This is a genomic window from Pandoraea sp. ISTKB, from assembly GCF_001721285.1.
Lineage (GTDB): Bacteria > Pseudomonadota > Gammaproteobacteria > Burkholderiales > Burkholderiaceae > Pandoraea > Pandoraea capi.
This window is the reverse complement of the sequence record NZ_MAOS01000028.1, coordinates 71073-87280: the sequence shown is the minus strand read 5'-3', so window position 1 is coordinate 87280 and position 16208 is coordinate 71073. Positions and strand designations below refer to the sequence as shown.

The window sequence follows — 16208 nt, the reverse complement described above, 5'->3', positions numbered from 1 at the left end:
TGGCTGTTGTCATATTCGCGGGACGATGACGCCGACTGTGCTGGCGGTGCGACATCGAACGTTGTCGCGGCAGCATGTCGGCGCGCTCGCGAGTGCTACGTCGAGCCCGTCCCGCGAACGCATGCGCAGGGTGGACGCCGTGCTTATGCGAGTTCGGCGATCAGTTCGATCTCGACACAGGCGCCCAGCGGAATCTGTGCGACGCCAAATGCCGAACGGGCGTGTTTGCCGGCATCGCCAAACACTTCACCGAACAGTTCCGACGCACCGTTCGTCACGAGATGCTGGTCGGTGAATTCCTGCGTCGAGTTCACGAGGCTCATCAGCTTCACGATGCGCTTGACCTTGTTCAGGTCACCCGTGTGCGCATGCAGCGTGGCGATCAGCTCGATCGCGACAGCACGTGCGGCGGCCTTGCCGTCTTCGACGCTCACGTCCTGACCGAGTTTGCCGGTCCAGACCTTACCGTCTTTCTTCGGCAGGTGACCCGAGAGGAAAACGGTGTTGCCGGTCTGAGCGGCCATGACGTAGGCAGCGGCCGGGGCGGCGGAGGTCGGCAGTTCGATACCGAGTTGCTTGAGTTTGTCGTAGACGGACATGTACGGCTTCCTTGCAGATACGGTGAAATCGGGCCGATCGATTCATAGATGCGATCGGTGGGGCTGGTTCGGCGATGGGTTGTGCGATTCCCGTCGGTCCCTTGGCAATTGGCCCGAGGCGGGCTCGGGCCAATCAGCGCAAGACGGGTTACGGGTCGCTGTCGCGCGGGTGGCGAATCAGGCAGCGCGTCGGGTCGCGGCGTCTGCAATCAATGCCCCCAGGCGTGCGATACCGATCTCGATCTTCTCGGGCGGCACCGTCACGAACGACAATCGCAGCGTGTTCGTTTGCGGCGTACCGACATAAAACGGCGCGCCGGGCACGAACGCGACATTCTGCGCAATCGCTTTTTCCAGTAGCTGCATGGTGTCGATGCCGGCGGGCAATGTCAACCAGATGAACATGCCGCCCGCCGGCGTGGTCCATGTCGCGCCGGCCGGCATGTGCTGCTTCAGCGAAGCGAGCATTGCTTGCGCCTGCGCGGCGTAAAGCGTGCGAATCGACGGGATATGCGTGTCGAGAAAACCGTCTTTCACGACTTCGTAGGCGATACGCTGCGTGACGCTGGGCGTATGCAAGTCCGCCGCCTGCTTGGCCTGGACGAGCTTGGCAATCACCGCCGTCGGGCCGATGATGAAGCCGAGTCGCAGCCCCGGGGCGAGAATCTTGGAGAACGAGCCCATATGGAGTACATGCTCGGGCGCAAGCGACAGGAGGCTCGGCAGGCGCTGGCCTTCGTAGTCGAGTTCGCCATAGGGGTCGTCTTCGATGATCGCCAGACCGTCGCGCTTGGCCACGGCCGCCAAAGCTTCACGACGCGCCATGGGCAAGCGACGTCCCGTCGGATTCTGGAAGTTCGGCATGGCGTACAGGAAGCGGGCGCCTTTCACCAGTTCCGGCGTGAGCGCCTCGGGAAGCAGGCCATGATCGTCGGTCGGCACCGGCACGTATTTCGGCGCGAACAGCGAGAACGATTGCAGTGCCCCCAGATAGCTCGGCGCTTCGACGAGCACCCGGCTGCCCTCATCGATGAAGATCTTGCCGATCAGATCGAGACCTTGCTGCGATCCGGTGGTGATCAGTACGTTGTCGGGAGAGAGCGTCAGGCCGTCGCGCGAGTAACGCTTGGCGATCCATTCGCGCAGCGGGGCAAACCCCTCGGTCGCGCTGTATTGCAGCGCAGTCTGCGGCGACTCGGTGAGAACGCGCTCTGCGGCCGCACGCATCTGTGCGACGGGGAACGTCGCCGGGGAGGGCAGGCCGCCAGCGAACGAGATGACTTCGGGGCGCTCGGTGACCTTGAGAATTTCGCGAATGGCCGAGCTGGTCAGATTGCGGGCGCGTTCGGAATATTGCCAATCGTGCATGATGGTCTCGCTTGGAATGTGCGGCTTTTCTGCGTGAGCCGCGAGTATCGGGCGTTGCGGGTGCCGAGCGCTTGGGGGGCAGGCGCAACGCCAGGGGGCTGACACGTCACGGCGCAGGGATCGCATGCGCCGTGGTGTGTCGTCAGACCGGTTTGCCCGTGAGTCGCGAAGCGCCGATCTTCATGTTCTTGCCGAGTGCGATCGTCAGGACGACGCCCGCGGCAAACAGCCACGTGACGGCATCGACCTGTTCGCCGAAAAAGAGGGCGGACAGCGCAATCGTAAAGAAAATCTGTAGCAATTGTACTTGGCCGACACGCGCGATACCGCCCATGGCGAGGCCGGCGTACCAGGCGAAGAAACCGATGAACTGGGAGAAGAGCGTCACGTAGGCGAATGCGCCCCAGGCGCGGCTGCTCACCGGCCACGGCTGCTGCCATGCGAGCCACCCGACAGGCAACAGCAATACCGGGGCCGACACCACCAGTGCCCAGCAGATGACCTGCCACCCGCCCATCTCGCGGGCGAGTTTGCCGCCTTCTGCGTAACCCAGTGCGCCGATGACGACGGCGAGCAGCATCAGGCCGTCCGCAGCGTGCAGACTACCGCCGCCGGCGCGCAACGCGAAAGCGATCACCAGTGCGCTGCCGAGCAGCGCGAAGACCCAGAAGCCGCGCGACGGACGCTCGCCGCCGAGCCAGTAAGCGTAGATTGCGACGAAGAACGGCTGCAAGCCGTTGACGACGGCACCGTGTGAGGCCGGGATCGTCTTCATCGCCCAGGCCGAGAACACCGGGAAGGCGACGATGACGCCGAGCGAAGTGACGGCAAGACTCTTGAGCTGCGATCGGGTGGGCCAGGGCTCCTTGCGCCACCAAAGCAGCGCCCCGGCGAATACCGCCGCTACCAGCGCGCGTCCCAGTCCATTGAGCAGCGGGTTGACTTCCGCTACGACGATGCGCGTCATGGGCAACGTCAGACTGAAGATGAGCACGCCGATCAATCCGATCAGCATGCCCCGGGATTCACGCGAATTCATGGTGTCGCCTCGTGGTTCTGGTAATGATCCGCCCGCCATGCGCTGTGGCCGGGCGTTGGGATCGATAAGGTCTAACGCAAGGTGCGTGGACCGTTCGGGGTTTCGATTTCTGCGGCGAGCGAGGGCTCGACCAATGTCGCTTCCACGTTGACGAGCGCATCGGCGCCCAGCCATTGCAGTTGTTCTGCGATCACCGTTGCCTGCGGGTGAAATCCACGCAACGATGTGACCGCGCAGTCCGCGGACGGCAATGCATCGGCGGGATGCTGCTGCGTATCCCACTGGATCAGCGTAGGCAGCAGCCCCTGTCCTGCGCCTTGCCACGACGGAAGACTGCCGTCGTCGGGTACGCCGATCTGCCAGGTCAGCGCCCCGCGCTGCATTGCCATTACCGGCGCCAGACGCTGCGGATATTGCGCTTGCCAGCGAGGCAGCGAACGCGGTCGATCGACGCGCGCGACCCAGTGCGCGAGGTATGGCCCTCGGGCAAGGCGTGCCTGTACCGCCTCGTCGTCAAGTCCGAACCAGCGCGGACGACTCGGGGCCGGTGCGTCCGGGTCGATCGCGATGATCTCCAGATACGTGCCACCCCACAGTCCCAGCAAGCTGTTATGCGTTCCCATCCGGGCATGCTTGCCGCCGCGTTGCGGCACGACATCGGTGAGGCCAAGTTGCTCGATGACGTGCGCTTCCCCCGCTTCCAGCGTTTGTGCGGCGACGACGAGGTGATCGAGTTTCAAGGCCCCGGAGGCGTTCAGTGCGGTCATATTCGGTTCTGGCGAAGTCGCGCGGCAAAAACTGCGCCGCAAAGGCGATAGCTTACCTGTGTCATGTCCGCTACGTGAGGTTTGCGCATCCCGGGATTTGTCGGGCGTGCGTTGGGCGATCCGTGCCGATGTCGTGCGCCGAACCGCTTGTCTACGCGTCGTGGCGCCCGGCCGTCTTACCCGCGAGAAAGCGGCGTCGCCTGCCGATTCGTCAGACGCGGTACGCGGGCGGCGATTTCACGCCATGCCAGACGCCATCCGCTGCGGAGGAGGCCGCCGCCACCTGACGCCGAAAGCGTCTTGGCGGGCTGGCTCACGCGCATGCGGGCGCCGTCTTGCCAGGTACCGAGCCACACGCGCTGGCCGCCCCGAATCTCGAAGCTCTCGCCCGCACGCAGCCAGTGGTCGACCGGTTCGCCTTCCACGGTCAGCCACAGTACGCCCTGCAACACTTGCAGCGACTGAGGTGGTTCGATAGCCGGGCTTTGCCAGAAGACGGTCTGTCCCGGGTCTAGCTCGAAGAGTCGGATTTCACGCATGGCGGTCTCCAGTTGAGAAGACACTTTATCGGTTAACTCCGGTACAGTACCGATACAGATGTCGAGGGAGTTTTCGGTACAGTTCGGCATTGACAGGGAATTTGACTAGCGTAGAGTGGCGACCCATAGCGACATCGGGCTGACACTTTTGGCATAGGAGCGTGTCAACCTGGCGAGGGATGCCAACCGGTGACCTTCGCAAATGTCCGCATCGGCACGACCGGTGCGTTCTGTTAGGGATGGCGGCGCACGTGTGACGCGCCTCAAAGGTGGACGACGATGACGACAACGAACCGTATTTCTCCGTTGATTCTGGCGGACAACGCTGCGCTCGATACCGCGCGCATGACGCTCGTCGACCAACTGGTGCATTGGGCGCGCTTGCGTATCGAGGAGCGTGTTTTCCTGCCGGGCATGCGGATGCCGTCGATCCGTTCGCTGGCCGAAGACAAGGGCGTATCGCGGTTCTCGGTCGTGGAAGCGTATGAGCGGCTGGTCGCGCAGGGATATCTCGAAGCACGGCGGGGGTCGGGCTTTTACGTGCGTGAGCGTCCGGCGGTGCCGCCGCAGAACGTCGCGGCGCCGATGGTGACGCAAGGGCCGCTCGATGTGGCCTGGCTGGTCCGCAGCATGCTGCATCAGGTCGCGCCTGAGCGCGGTCCGGGAATGGGGTACCTGCCGCCGGGCTGGCTCGATGCGGACATGATGACGTCTGCCATGCGTTCCATGAGCCGGCAGTCGAGCGCGCATCTGCTTCAGAGCGGCAATCCGCACGGTTTTCTACCGCTGCGCATGCAGTTACAGACGCAGCTTGCGGAACTTGAGATCGGTGCGCGTCCGGAGCAGATCGTGCTGACGTCGGGCATTACGCAAGCTGTGGACTTCCTGCTGCGGCTGTACGTTGGTGCAGGGGATACGGTGCTTGTGGGGGATCCCGCGTGGTTCGTCATGTTCGGACGAATCGCGTCGCAAGGCGCGCATACGATCGGCGTACCGTACACACCCGACGGCCTCGACATGCAGGCGCTGGAGCGACTGGTCCAGCAGCATCGCCCCAAGTTGCTCATCCTCAATTCGATTCTTCACAACCCGACCGGCACATCGCTGACCCCGGCGCGCGCGTTCCAGATTCTGCGGCTGGCGGAGCAGTACGACTTCATGGTGCTGGAGGATGACATCTACTGCGATCTGTGTCCGCCGCATCAGCAGGTGGCGCGTCTGGCGAGTCTGGATCAGCTCAAGCGTGTGATCTACATGGGCAGCTTCTCGAAGACGCTCGCTGCCAATCTTCGCGTGGCGTTCGTGGCCTGTTCGCCGGAGTTGGCGAAGACGTTTGTCGATCACAAGATGCTATCGAGTTCGACCACGCCGGAGATCAACGAGCGCATCGTCTACAAGGCGTTGACCGAGGGGCACTATCGACGTCATGTCGAGCGTTTGCGTACGCGACTCGACGAGGTGCGCGATGTTACGCGACGGCATCTGGAGCGAATCGGATTGCGGATGTTCGGGGAGCCGACGTCCGGCATGTTTCTCTGGGTCGACACGGGAATCGATACGAACGCCATTGCGGCTGCCGGCCACGAAGCAGGATTTCTGTTTGCGCCCGGTGCGTTGTTCTCGCCGCGACAGACGCCGAGTACGTGGATGCGCATGAACATCACCTGCTCCAGCGACCCGTCGATGCTGTCGTTCCTGTCGCGGCAGCTCGAACTGGCGGCGTGATATCTGCTACGGTGCGATCGGAGGACCGACCGATCGGTTGGTAGGGCGTGTCTGCGTACCGATCATCCGCAGGGTGCGGGCCGATTCCACGGATTCCACCGATTCCACCGATTCCACCGCTTGCGTCATTTCCGTCGTTTGTAGCAGCGTTTTCACGTCATCTCCGGCGCCGACGCCAAAGCTGGCGCTTTGGGTTTTTGCCGGGTCTTGCCGCATTTCACGACCCTGTTGGGCCAGCATCGGCAAAATAACCCTCCTGCCGGCCTTGAAATGCAGCCGGCCAGTCCCATGTTCCGACCTGTACCGCCGTTGCGGCAGCGCGCGCGCAAGTGCGCCCGGCGGCGGTCCGAGTCGACATTTCATCCATCTCACCGATTCATGAGGGTTCCCGACCATGGCGCAAGAAACCATGAGCTTTCAGGCAGAAGTCAAACAACTTCTGCAACTGATGATTCATTCGCTGTACAGCAACAAGGAAATCTTCCTGCGCGAACTGATCTCCAACGCCTCGGATGCCGCTGACAAGCTGCGTTTCGAAGCGATCAACGACGGCGCGCTGTACGAGCAGGATCCGGAACTCAAGATTCGCGTGTCGTTCGACAAGGACGCCCGCACGGTCACCATCGAAGACAACGGCATCGGCATGAGCCGTGAGGAAGCCATCGCGCACCTCGGCACGATTGCCAAGTCCGGCACCAAGGAGTTTTTCTCGCGTCTGTCGGGCGATCAGCAAAAGGACGCCGCCCTGATCGGGCAGTTCGGCGTAGGCTTCTACTCGGGGTTCATCGTCGCCGATCGCATGACGGTCGAATCGCGCCGCGCCGGTCTGCCCGCCGCAGAGGGCGTGCGCTGGTCGTCGACGGGCGAAGGTGATTTCTCGGTCGAAACCATCGAGCGCGCACCGCGTGGCACGGCGATCACGCTGCATCTGCGCGAAGGCGAAGACGAGCTGCTTTCGTCATGGCAATTGCAGTCGATCATCCGCAAGTATTCGGACCATATTTCGCTGCCCATCGTGATGCGCGGTGAAGCGTGGAACGAAGAAAAACAGGCAATGGAGCCTGCCGAGGGCGACGAAACCGTCAATCAGGCCAGCGCATTGTGGACCCGCAGCAAGAGCGAGATTACGGACGAGCAGTACACGCAGTTCTACCAGCACATTGCCCACGACATGCAACCGCCGCTTGCGTGGACTCATAACCGCGTAGAGGGCCGCAGCGAATACACGCAACTGCTGTATGTGCCGGGCCATGCGCCGTACGATCTCTGGGACCGTAATTCGCAGGGCGGTTTGAAGCTGTACGTCAAGCGCGTGTTCATCATGGACGACGCCGAGCAGTTGCTTCCGAACTACCTGCGCTTCGTGCGTGGGGTCGTCGATTCCGCCGATCTGCCGCTGAACGTCTCGCGCGAAATCCTTCAGGAGAGCCGCGATGTGAAGGCAATTCGCGAGGGCTGTGCCAAGCGCGTGCTCGGCCTGCTCGAGGATCTGGCGGAGAACCAGCAGGACAAGTACACCCAGTTCTGGGGCGCCTTCGGTCAGGTACTCAAGGAAGGCACTGGTGAAGATCAGGCCAACCGCGAGCGTATCGCCAAGCTGCTGCGCTTTGCCAGCACGCACAATGACTCGGCCGAACAAACCGTGTCGCTGGCGGATTACGTCGGCCGCATGAAGGACGGTCAGGACAAGATCTACTACGTGACGGCAGAGAGCTGGGTGGCCGCAAGCCACAGCCCGCATCTTGAGGTGTTCCGCAAGAAGGGGGTGGAAGTGCTGCTGCTGACCGATCGCGTAGACGAGTGGATGTTGTCCTACGTGCACGACTTCGACGGCAAGGCGCTCGTGAGCGTAGCGCGTGGCGATCTGGACCTCGGCGCGCTGGAAGATGCCGGTGAGAAGGAGGCGCAGGAGAAGACCAGCGATGACCTCAAGCCGCTCGTCGAAAAGATGAAGGAAGTGCTCGCGGACAAGGCGAAGGACGTGCGTGTCACGTTCCGTCTGACCGATTCGCCGTCTTGCCTGGTGTCGGACGAGAACGATATGAGCGGCACGCTCCAGCGTCTGATGAAGGCGGCCGGGCAGAAGATGCCCGAGTTCCGCCCGATTCTCGAGATCAATCCGGAGCACGCGCTGATCCAGCGTCTGAACGCCGAGAGCGCCGATCTGGCGGACTGGACGCAACTGCTGTTCGATCAGGCTTTGCTCGCCGAAGGCGGCAGTCTGGAAGACCCGGCGGCGTTCGTGAAGCGGACCAACGCATTGTTGCTCTCCGCGCGCTGATTTCACCGGTTCCCCTGAGCGGCACCCAAGTCGCTCCAAGGTGCCATGAAAAGCCCCCGTGACGAAATGTCGCGGGGGTTTTTTCATGGGGCGCGTCGGTCCGCGGCCATTGACTGTGCGGTGTCGGGCGGACATCCGGGGCTGCCATGGTGCACGGCGCGTTGTCGCGTGGCGCCTTTATAATGCCGAGCCATGACTTTCCGATTCGAAGTAAGCGGGCGGCGCTGGCAGGCTGTCCCGGCACCGGCGCTTTCGCGTCGTCACAAGGACTGGTTGACCCGGGGCGGCGCACTCACGCGGCATCTGTCCGCGCTGGGGCGTGTGAGCGTGCGTGTCGTGGCTGAGCGGGTCATGCCCGCCGATGCGGATCAGTGCCGTGCCATCGGCGTGCCGCTGCGTACCCCCATGTGGGCGCGCGACGTCATTCTGCTGGTCGACGACGAACCCGTTGTCGTTGCGCACAGCGTTACGCCGCTCACGTACAGCCGTTCGATCTGGCAGGCGATGCGTCGCTTGCGTACAAGACCGCTTGCCGATCTGCTTTATCACGACCCCACAGTCACGCGTTCCGTGTTGGTGTCCAGCCCGTTGGGGCCGCGACATCTGCTGCACACTCGCGCGCGTCGCGATGCATGTGACCCGCTGGTGGGTACGCATCCGAACGCGCGCCTGTGGGCACGTCGCTCGGTGTTTCTGCGGCATGGCGCGCCATTGCTCGTGACGGAAGCGTTTTTGCCGCGCTTCTGGCGCCGCCTTCAAGCCACGCATCGTGAGACGGTGAAGGACTGAGCGGCATGTCCACATCTCCTATCCCGGCACTGAAGCGCAACTTTCCACCCGTCGTGGATGCGAATACGCGCGTGCTGATTCTCGGCAGTCTGCCGGGAGACGTGTCGCTGGCGCAGCAGCAGTACTACGCGCATCCGCAAAATCGCTTCTGGCATCTGGTGGGCGACGTGATCGGCGTGCCCCTGCCGACACTGGCGTACGAGGCCCGGCTCGATGTGCTGCGCGCGCATGGCGTTGGACTTTGGGATGTGGTGGCTCAGGCGCGTCGCGAGGGCAGTCTCGACAGCAATATCCGCTTGCATGCGGGGAGTGACCTCGTCGGATTGATCGAGACGTTGCCGTCTTTGCGCGCAGTGGCGTTCAATGGCGGGACTGCCGCCCGCATTGGCCAGCGCGCGCTGGCGCAAGGCGGGAGCACGGCGACATTGCCAGTGGCGTTGCTACCCTCCAGCAGCCCGGCCTATACGATTCCGTTCGCCACGAAGCGCGACGCCTGGCTTGCGTTGCGCGAGTGGCTCGGTGAGCCCGGATCGATGACATCCGCATGATTTGCGGCCGTCACCACAGAGCGTATGCGCAGCAAACGTACTGTCACCGCAGGGACAGGATCCCGAACCCGGTACAATGCGAACCCATCGGAATTTCCCGAGCTTTACTGAAGGACACATGACCCTCATCAAACGCAAATCCATCGAAGCCGAAGCGTTCGTCGCCGACGATCGTGCCGCCCGTTCCCCGCGTCCCGCATACAAGCCGCGTTTCGCGCCGGTGACGTTCTCCGAAATTGGTGGTGTGCGTTACCTGCACTTCGGCACGGAGTGGGTGCAAGGCGCGATGCGTTTGTCCAAGCCCGATCGTATCGAGCTGGAATACGCGCAGCAGATGATGGCGTGGTTGCTGTTCATGCACGTACCGAAGCACGTGGTGCAGCTCGGCCTGGGCACGGGCTCGATCACGAAGTTTTCCGCCAAACAGTTCCCGCGCACGCAAGTCACGGCTGTTGAACTGAACCCGGCCGTGGTCGTGGCCGCGCGGACGATGTTCGATCTGCCGAGCGATTCGCGCCGCCTGAAAGTGCTCGAAGCCGACGCCTGGGATTTCGTCACGAACACCGCGAATCACGGGACCATCGACGTGCTGCAAGTCGACCTGTATGACGCCACCGCCCGCGGCCCGGTGCATGACACCCCTGCGTTCTACAAGGCCTGCCGCGCAGCGCTGCGCGAACCGGGCATGCTGACGATGAATCTTTTCGGCGATCACGACAGCTATCCGAAGAACATCCGTCGTCTGCGTCAGGCGTTCGATAACCGGGTGATCGAGTTTCCGGAAGTCCACGACGGCAATGTGATCGTGCTGGCCTTCAACGGCCCGCTGCTGTCGGTGGAATGGAAAGATGTGGAAGCGCGCGCCAAGGTCGTGGAAGCGGCCACCGGCTTGCCCGCCAAGCGTTGGGTCAAGCAACTGCGTGAGACCAACGGCGACGGTGGTCCGGTACTGACGGTCTGACGCTTATCGCGTACCGAGCATGACTGCGCCGATAGCGTTGGCTTGTGGCGTACGTAAAAAAGCCAGCCGATCGGCTGGCTTTTTTATTGCCCGTTAGACGCCACGTGCCAGGTATCAGGCCGTGACTTCCTCGATCGTCAGCGCTTCGCCGCCAGCGACGATAGCCAGCAAACGGTCGACGTTCGGGTGTGCGCCCGGACGGTTGCGGGCATCGGCGGTGTGCTCGCCGAAGACGGCCAGCGCGTGCTCGGCAGCCTTGGCATCGAGCGTGCCGAAGGCTTGCTTCAGATAGTGGTAGACGGCGAGCGAGCCTTGCTTGCCCGGCGCGTTCTCGATGGTGCCCACCACGGCGCCGCTGCCGTTGCGCAAATCGATACGGGCGATGCCCTCGACGCTGCCGATGGCGGCCATCAATGCCAGATTGTCCTTGAAGACCGGGGTCGGTTCGATCACTGCCATGGTTCTGCTGCTCCTGCGGTTACGTCAAAAGTGATTGGAAAACGTTGCGGGCCGAATGGTATCACCTCGGCCCGCGTGAGCTCACGTGCGACGCCATTCCAGAATCGCCAGCGTCACCACGCCCGCAATCAACCCCCAGAACGCGGAGCCGATGGACAGCAGCGTCAGGCCCGACGCCGTCACCATGAACGTGATGAGCGCCGCTTCGCGCTGGCGAGTGTCGTGCATGGCGTTGGCCAGGCCGTTCATGATCGACCCGAACAGCGCGAGCGCCGCAATGGAGACCACAAGCGCTTTGGGAAATGCGGCGAACAGGGCCGCGATGGTCGCGCCGAACGTGCCCGCGATCAGATAAAAGACGCCGGACCAAACGGCAGCCGTATAGCGCTTGGCCGGATCTTCGTGCGCTTCCCTTCCAGTGCAGATGGCCGCCGTGATGGCCGCCAGATGGATGCCGTGCGAGCCGAACGGCGCCAGCAGCACCGATGCAATTCCCGTGGTCGAAATCAAGGGTGATGCCGGCACCTTGTAGCCGTCGGCCCGAAGCACGGCCAGGCCCGGCACATTCTGCGAGGCCATCGCCACGACGAACAACGGAATCGCGATGCTGATCGTTGCCGACAGCGAGAACGCAGGCGTGGTCCAGACCGGCTTCGCGAGCGAAATGTCGAAGTGGCTGAAGTCGAGCAGACCAAGCCCACCGGCAACGGCCGTTCCCACGATCAGGGCCAGCAGAATGGCGTAACGCGATGCGAAGCGCTTGACGACGAGATATGTGAAGAACATCGACAACACCAACGCCGTCTGATGTTGCGCCGCGACGAAGATCTCGAGTCCGATGCGGAACAGAATGCCGGCGAGCAAGGCCGACGCCAGCGCTGGCGGCACGCGCCGCATGATCGTCTCGAAACCGCCCGTCAGCCCGCAAATGGCAATGAGCGCATTGCAGACGATGAAGGCCCCGATGGCCTCGCCGTACGGCACGCCGGGCAGTGAGGTGATCAGGAGTGCTGCGCCCGGGGTCGACCACGCCACGACGACCGGCGTGCGATACCGCAGCGAGAGCCCGACAGTCGTCACACCCATGCCGATGGACAGCGCCCAGATCCACGATGAAATCTGCGCAGACGTAAGATGTGCGGCTTGCCCCGCCTGAAACATGAGGACGAGCGAGCTGGTGTAGCCCGTCATCATCGCGACGAAGCCGGCCACGATGGCCGACGGCGAAGTGTCCGCGAGGGGGCGCAAAGGTGGTGGCGTCACGGGAGTCGTGCTGGACGTCATGATGGCGTATGTCTCTGTCGTTACGTTGTTGTTGTGATGGCCGCTTGCCAAACGATACCGATTTGCGGCGGGCTGCAAAAGCCTCGTTTCCGGACAGGCGTCCGGCATCGGTTCGGCGGGAGTGGAAGAGGGGCAGTTACTTGCTGAGTACCCGCATCGCCGACTCCAGTCCCGCCAGCGTAATGGGATACATGCGATTCGCAAACAACTGGCGGATCACCGAAATCGACTGGCGATACTGCCAGATGCCTTCCGGTTCCGGGTTGAGCCACGCGTGATGCGGGAAGCGATCGATGAAGCGCCGCAGCCAGACAGCGCCGGCTTCCTTGTTGTTGTACTCGACCGAGCCGCCCGGTTGCAGCACTTCGTAGGGGCTCATCGTCGCATCGCCCACGAAGATCAGCTTGTAATCCGACGGGTATTTGCGCAGCACGTCCCACGTCTCGAAGCGCTCATTGTGACGGCGTCGGTTCTGCCGCCACAGATAGTCGTAGACACAGTTGTGGAAGTAGTAGAACTCGAGATGCTTGAATTCCGATTTCGCAGCCGAAAACAGTTCTTCCGTGCGGGCGATGTGATCGTCCATCGAGCCGCCGACGTCGAGCAGCATCAACACTTTCACGTTGTTGTGGCGCTCCGGCACGAGCTTCAGATCGAGCCAGCCCGCGTTGGCTGCCGTCGAGCGAATGGTGTCGTCGAGATCCAGTTCCTCGGCGGCGCCTTCACGCGCAAACTTGCGTAGACGCCGCAGTGCGACCTTGATGTTGCGGGTGCCGAGTTCGACGGTGTCGTCGTAGTCGCGGTACGTCCGTTGGTCCCATACCTTGACTGCGGTGCGATTGCCGTTACTTTCGCCGCCGATGCGAATGCCTTCCGGGTTGAATCCGCCGTTGCCGAACGGTGACGTTCCCCCCGTGCCGATCCACTTGTTGCCGCCCTCGTGCCGGCCTTTCTGCTCGTCGAACAGTTGCTGCAGACGTTCCATGAGCTTGTCGAGCCCACCCAGCGCCTGAATGCGCGCCTTGTCCTCCGGGGACAACTCGCGTTGCATACGTTTCTTGAGCCAGTCGAGCGGCACTTCCCCCGAGGCGTCCACCATTTGCTGTACGCCTTTGAAGTAGGCGCCGAAGGCCTGATCGAACTTGTCGTAGTGCTTCTCGTCCTTGATGAGCGAGAGACGCGCGAGATAGTAGAAGTCATCGAGCGAAGGCGCGATGACCTGACGCTGCAACGCTTCGAGCAACGTCAGATATTCCTTCACCGAGACCGGCAGTTTCGCCGCGCGCAATGTGTAGAAAAAGTCGATCAGCATGACGTGGGTACGCTTACCGGTTGGCGCGATTCATGAACACGAGTCGCTCGAACAGATGCATGTCCTGTTCGTTCTTGAGCAGCGCGCCGGCCAGCGGCGGGATCGCCAGCTTGTTATCGGCGCTACGCAACGCTTCGGGGCCGATCTCTTCCGCCATCAACAGCTTGAGCCAGTCGATGAGTTCCGACGTCGACGGCTTCTTCTTCAGTCCGGGGATTTCGCGCACTTCGAAGAACGTGGCCATGGCCGCATTCACCAGTTCGCGGCGGATATTGGGGAAATGCACGTCGATGATCGACTGCATGGTCGCCGGATCCGGGAACTTGATGTAGTGGAAGAAGCAGCGGCGCAGGAAGGCGTCCGGCAGCTCCTTTTCGTTGTTCGACGTGATGATGACGAGCGGACGGTGACGCGCCTTGATCAGCTCGCGCGTCTCGTAAACGTAGAACTCCATGCGATCGAGTTCGCGCAGCAGGTCGTTCGGAAACTCGATGTCGGCCTTGTCGATTTCGTCGATGAGCAACACGACCGGATGATCGGCCTCGAAGGCTTGCCAGAGTACGCCCTTGACGATGTAGTTGGCGATGTCGCGCACACGTTCGTCGCCCAATTGCGAATCGCGCAGGCGCGAGACGGCGTCGTACTCGTACAGGCCTTGCTGCGCCTTGGTCGTGGATTTGACGTGCCATTGCAGCAACGGCATATCGAGCGCGGCAGCGACTTCCTCCGCCAGCATGGTCTTGCCGGTGCCCGGTTCGCCCTTGATGAGCAGCGGTCGTTGCAGCGTGGACGCCGCGTTCACGGCGAGCTTGAGGTCGTCGGTGGCGACGTATTGGGAAGAGCCTTCAAAGCGCATTGTCGGTGCCGTCCGCAAACAGCCGGCCAACCGGCCGGGCAGGGAAAAAGTTCAGTATAAGACATTGCGCATATGGCTCGCTCGGGCGTTGAAAATGTGTTTTGACATCAAAGGCTTGCAGAAAAACTTCGGAGAACTGTGCGGGTCAGCACCGAGTTTGCGCCCGGGAGGGTGTGGGTTACAATCGATTGCTTTTTTCACAGGTCGACTGCCTTGGAGCCAGGACGTCGACCTGCGTGTTGCGGGCCGGTATTCCAACCAAAAACGTTCCCAAGAAGACCATGAAAAAGTTCCTCACGATGATGGCGCTGGCGCTTGGCAGCACGTCGCTGATGTCTGCGGCGCATGCGGCAGAGCTCAAGCCCGATCTCGATGCCGCGAAGAGCAAGGTTGCCATGTGCATTGGCTGCCACGGCATTCCCGACTATCGCACCGCGTTTCCCGAGGTGTACCGGGTGCCGCGTATCGGCGGGCAGAATGCCAAATACATCGAGAACGCACTGAACGAATACAAGAAGGGCGACCGCAAGTTCTCGACCATGCATGCCATTGCGCAGACGCTGAGCGATCAGGACATCGTCAACATCGCTGCGTACTACGCTGCGCAGACGGCGTCGTCGCCGGTCAATCCCCAAAAGTAAATCGTGCGTGGCTGAGGAGAACAAGATGAAGCATTCGATGGCAAAGGCCGCTGCTGCGGTGTCGCTCACGCTCGGTGCGGTGCTCGCTTCGCTTAGCGGTTCGGCCATGGCCGCAGGTAACGTTGCTAATGGCAAGGCGCTCGTCGACAAGGGAATGTGTGCGAGCTGCCACGGCGCCAATTTGAACGCGCCCATTACCCCCGAATACCCCAAGCTGGCTGGTCAGTACGCTGACTACGTCTATAACGCGTTGCGTGCGTATCAGAACGAAACCAGCACCGTGTATGGGCGTAGCAACGCAATCATGAAGACGCAGGTCATGTCCAATCCTGCGACGATCGGTAAGGACGGCAAGCCGCGTCCGTTCACGTCGCAAGAACTCAAGGACATTTCAGCCTATATCGAATCGCTGCCGGGCGATCTCGTCACCAAGAAGTGAGCGTCCGGGCGCCCGTCATGGCGCCGGACGTAAAAAAAACGACGGTTACCGGAGTGGTAGCCGTCGTTTGCTTTCGTTCTGAGCTTCACGCTTATCGCGTATTCATTGGCGTCGACTGCGGTAGGCGCAGTTCCCGTCGTTCCGAGTGACGCCGGGGGGCTCGCTCAGCGCGACGCCTGTTGTTCGATGCGTTGCAGATACGCGTCTGAATCGGGCGGCTGGCCGCTGCGTTGTGCTTCCCAGAGCGTTTGTCCCAGGCATTCCATGATGCGGTGCTGTGCTTCGTGCGGCGAGTCGAGCCGATTGGTCAGCTTTTCATAAGCCGCGCGGATGCCCGGCGGCTGGTCGATCGAGACCTGCTCGCTGATCGCCAGGTGCATCGACAGATGCAGGAACGGGTTGGTCTGCCCGGCTTCCGGCGAGTAATCGCGCGCGCTGGCGTCTTCCGTATCGGCGAGCGCATCGTGATACTCGGGATGTTCCTGGATCCAGTCGGCGGCAATCGTTTCAAGCGGCGTGAGAATGCCGCCGCTGCGTTGCTTTTGCCAGGTGGTGCAGAAGAATTGCCGGACTTCGTCTCGGCTCGGATTGAACATGGGGA

Annotated in this window: 18 protein-coding genes; 7 read left to right on the top strand and 11 right to left on the bottom strand. The window is 62.2% G+C overall.

Annotation, left to right across the window (positions count from 1 at the left end; all coding sequences use genetic code 11):
* Nucleotides 1-143 precede the first annotated feature (143 nt).
* From A9762_RS09100 to A9762_RS09080, 5 genes are all read right to left on the bottom strand, one after another.
* Complete coding sequence (locus A9762_RS09100) at nucleotides 144-599, bottom strand: RidA family protein (RefSeq protein WP_069341721.1); 456 nt, start codon at nucleotides 597-599, stop codon at nucleotides 144-146.
* A gap of 177 nt (nucleotides 600-776) precedes the next feature.
* A complete protein-coding gene (locus tag A9762_RS09095; RefSeq protein ID WP_069341720.1) occupies nucleotides 777-1967 on the bottom strand; it encodes a PLP-dependent aminotransferase family protein in 1191 nt (396 codons plus the stop codon).
* A 142-nt stretch (nucleotides 1968-2109) separates the two neighbouring features.
* A complete protein-coding gene (locus tag A9762_RS09090) occupies nucleotides 2110-3006 on the bottom strand; it encodes a DMT family transporter (protein WP_069341719.1) in 897 nt (298 codons plus the stop codon).
* Between the two features lie 71 nt (nucleotides 3007-3077).
* Nucleotides 3078-3773 (bottom strand): VOC family protein, encoded by a 696-nt coding sequence (locus A9762_RS09085; RefSeq protein WP_069341718.1) that lies wholly within the window; start codon nucleotides 3771-3773, stop codon nucleotides 3078-3080.
* 176 nt (nucleotides 3774-3949) lie between these two features.
* Nucleotides 3950-4312 carry a DUF2917 domain-containing protein gene (locus tag A9762_RS09080; protein WP_069341717.1) on the bottom strand — a complete coding sequence of 121 codons (363 nt, stop codon included), beginning with the start codon at nucleotides 4310-4312 and terminating at the stop codon, nucleotides 3950-3952.
* A 279-nt stretch (nucleotides 4313-4591) separates the two neighbouring features.
* Between A9762_RS09080 and A9762_RS09075 the strand changes: the two genes are divergently transcribed.
* Nucleotides 4592-6037 (top strand): PLP-dependent aminotransferase family protein, encoded by a 1446-nt coding sequence (locus tag A9762_RS09075; RefSeq protein WP_069341716.1) that lies wholly within the window; start codon nucleotides 4592-4594, stop codon nucleotides 6035-6037.
* Between the two features lie 6 nt (nucleotides 6038-6043).
* Here A9762_RS09075 and A9762_RS09070 read toward each other — a convergent pair whose 3' ends face one another.
* Complete coding sequence (locus A9762_RS09070) at nucleotides 6044-6277, bottom strand: hypothetical protein (protein WP_069341715.1); 234 nt, start codon at nucleotides 6275-6277, stop codon at nucleotides 6044-6046.
* Nucleotides 6278-6431: 154 nt separating this feature from the next.
* Between A9762_RS09070 and htpG the strand changes: the two genes are divergently transcribed.
* From htpG to A9762_RS09050, 4 genes are all read left to right on the top strand, one after another.
* Nucleotides 6432-8318, top strand: a complete 1887-nt coding sequence (gene htpG, locus A9762_RS09065; protein WP_069341714.1) for a molecular chaperone HtpG — start codon at nucleotides 6432-6434, stop codon at nucleotides 8316-8318.
* A gap of 192 nt (nucleotides 8319-8510) precedes the next feature.
* The gene (locus A9762_RS09060; protein ID WP_069341713.1) at nucleotides 8511-9107 is read left to right on the top strand and encodes a chorismate lyase; all 597 of its coding nucleotides are present in this window, start codon (nucleotides 8511-8513) and stop codon (nucleotides 9105-9107) included.
* Between the two features lie 5 nt (nucleotides 9108-9112).
* Entirely contained in the window at nucleotides 9113-9655 is a 543-nt protein-coding gene (locus tag A9762_RS09055) for a DNA-deoxyinosine glycosylase (RefSeq protein ID WP_069341712.1), read from the top strand.
* Between the two features lie 118 nt (nucleotides 9656-9773).
* Complete coding sequence (locus A9762_RS09050) at nucleotides 9774-10616, top strand: spermidine synthase (RefSeq protein WP_069341711.1); 843 nt, start codon at nucleotides 9774-9776, stop codon at nucleotides 10614-10616.
* A 114-nt stretch (nucleotides 10617-10730) separates the two neighbouring features.
* Here A9762_RS09050 and A9762_RS09045 read toward each other — a convergent pair whose 3' ends face one another.
* The 4 genes from A9762_RS09045 to A9762_RS09030 form a co-directional block, all read right to left on the bottom strand.
* Nucleotides 10731-11069 carry a DUF2322 family protein gene (locus tag A9762_RS09045; protein WP_069341887.1) on the bottom strand — a complete coding sequence of 113 codons (339 nt, stop codon included), beginning with the start codon at nucleotides 11067-11069 and terminating at the stop codon, nucleotides 10731-10733.
* An 87-nt stretch (nucleotides 11070-11156) separates the two neighbouring features.
* Entirely contained in the window at nucleotides 11157-12359 is a 1203-nt protein-coding gene (locus tag A9762_RS09040; protein ID WP_069341886.1) for a benzoate/H(+) symporter BenE family transporter, read from the bottom strand.
* A 136-nt stretch (nucleotides 12360-12495) separates the two neighbouring features.
* Entirely contained in the window at nucleotides 12496-13671 is a 1176-nt protein-coding gene (locus A9762_RS09035; protein WP_069341710.1) for a VWA domain-containing protein, read from the bottom strand.
* Between the two features lie 13 nt (nucleotides 13672-13684).
* Nucleotides 13685-14527 carry a MoxR family ATPase gene (locus tag A9762_RS09030; RefSeq protein WP_069341709.1) on the bottom strand — a complete coding sequence of 281 codons (843 nt, stop codon included), beginning with the start codon at nucleotides 14525-14527 and terminating at the stop codon, nucleotides 13685-13687.
* A gap of 332 nt (nucleotides 14528-14859) precedes the next feature.
* On the opposite strand from A9762_RS09030, the gene A9762_RS09025 reads away from it, so the two are divergent.
* Both A9762_RS09025 and A9762_RS09020 read left to right on the top strand, forming a co-directional pair.
* Complete coding sequence (locus A9762_RS09025; RefSeq protein WP_371442719.1) at nucleotides 14860-15168, top strand: cytochrome c; 309 nt, start codon at nucleotides 14860-14862, stop codon at nucleotides 15166-15168.
* 25 nt (nucleotides 15169-15193) lie between these two features.
* On the top strand, nucleotides 15194-15607 hold the full coding sequence (locus A9762_RS09020; RefSeq protein WP_240493490.1) for a c-type cytochrome: 414 nt from the start codon (nucleotides 15194-15196) through the stop codon (nucleotides 15605-15607).
* A 164-nt stretch (nucleotides 15608-15771) separates the two neighbouring features.
* Here A9762_RS09020 and A9762_RS09015 read toward each other — a convergent pair whose 3' ends face one another.
* Entirely contained in the window at nucleotides 15772-16203 is a 432-nt protein-coding gene (locus tag A9762_RS09015; RefSeq protein WP_069341707.1) for a DUF1841 family protein, read from the bottom strand.
* Nucleotides 16204-16208 lie beyond the last annotated feature (5 nt).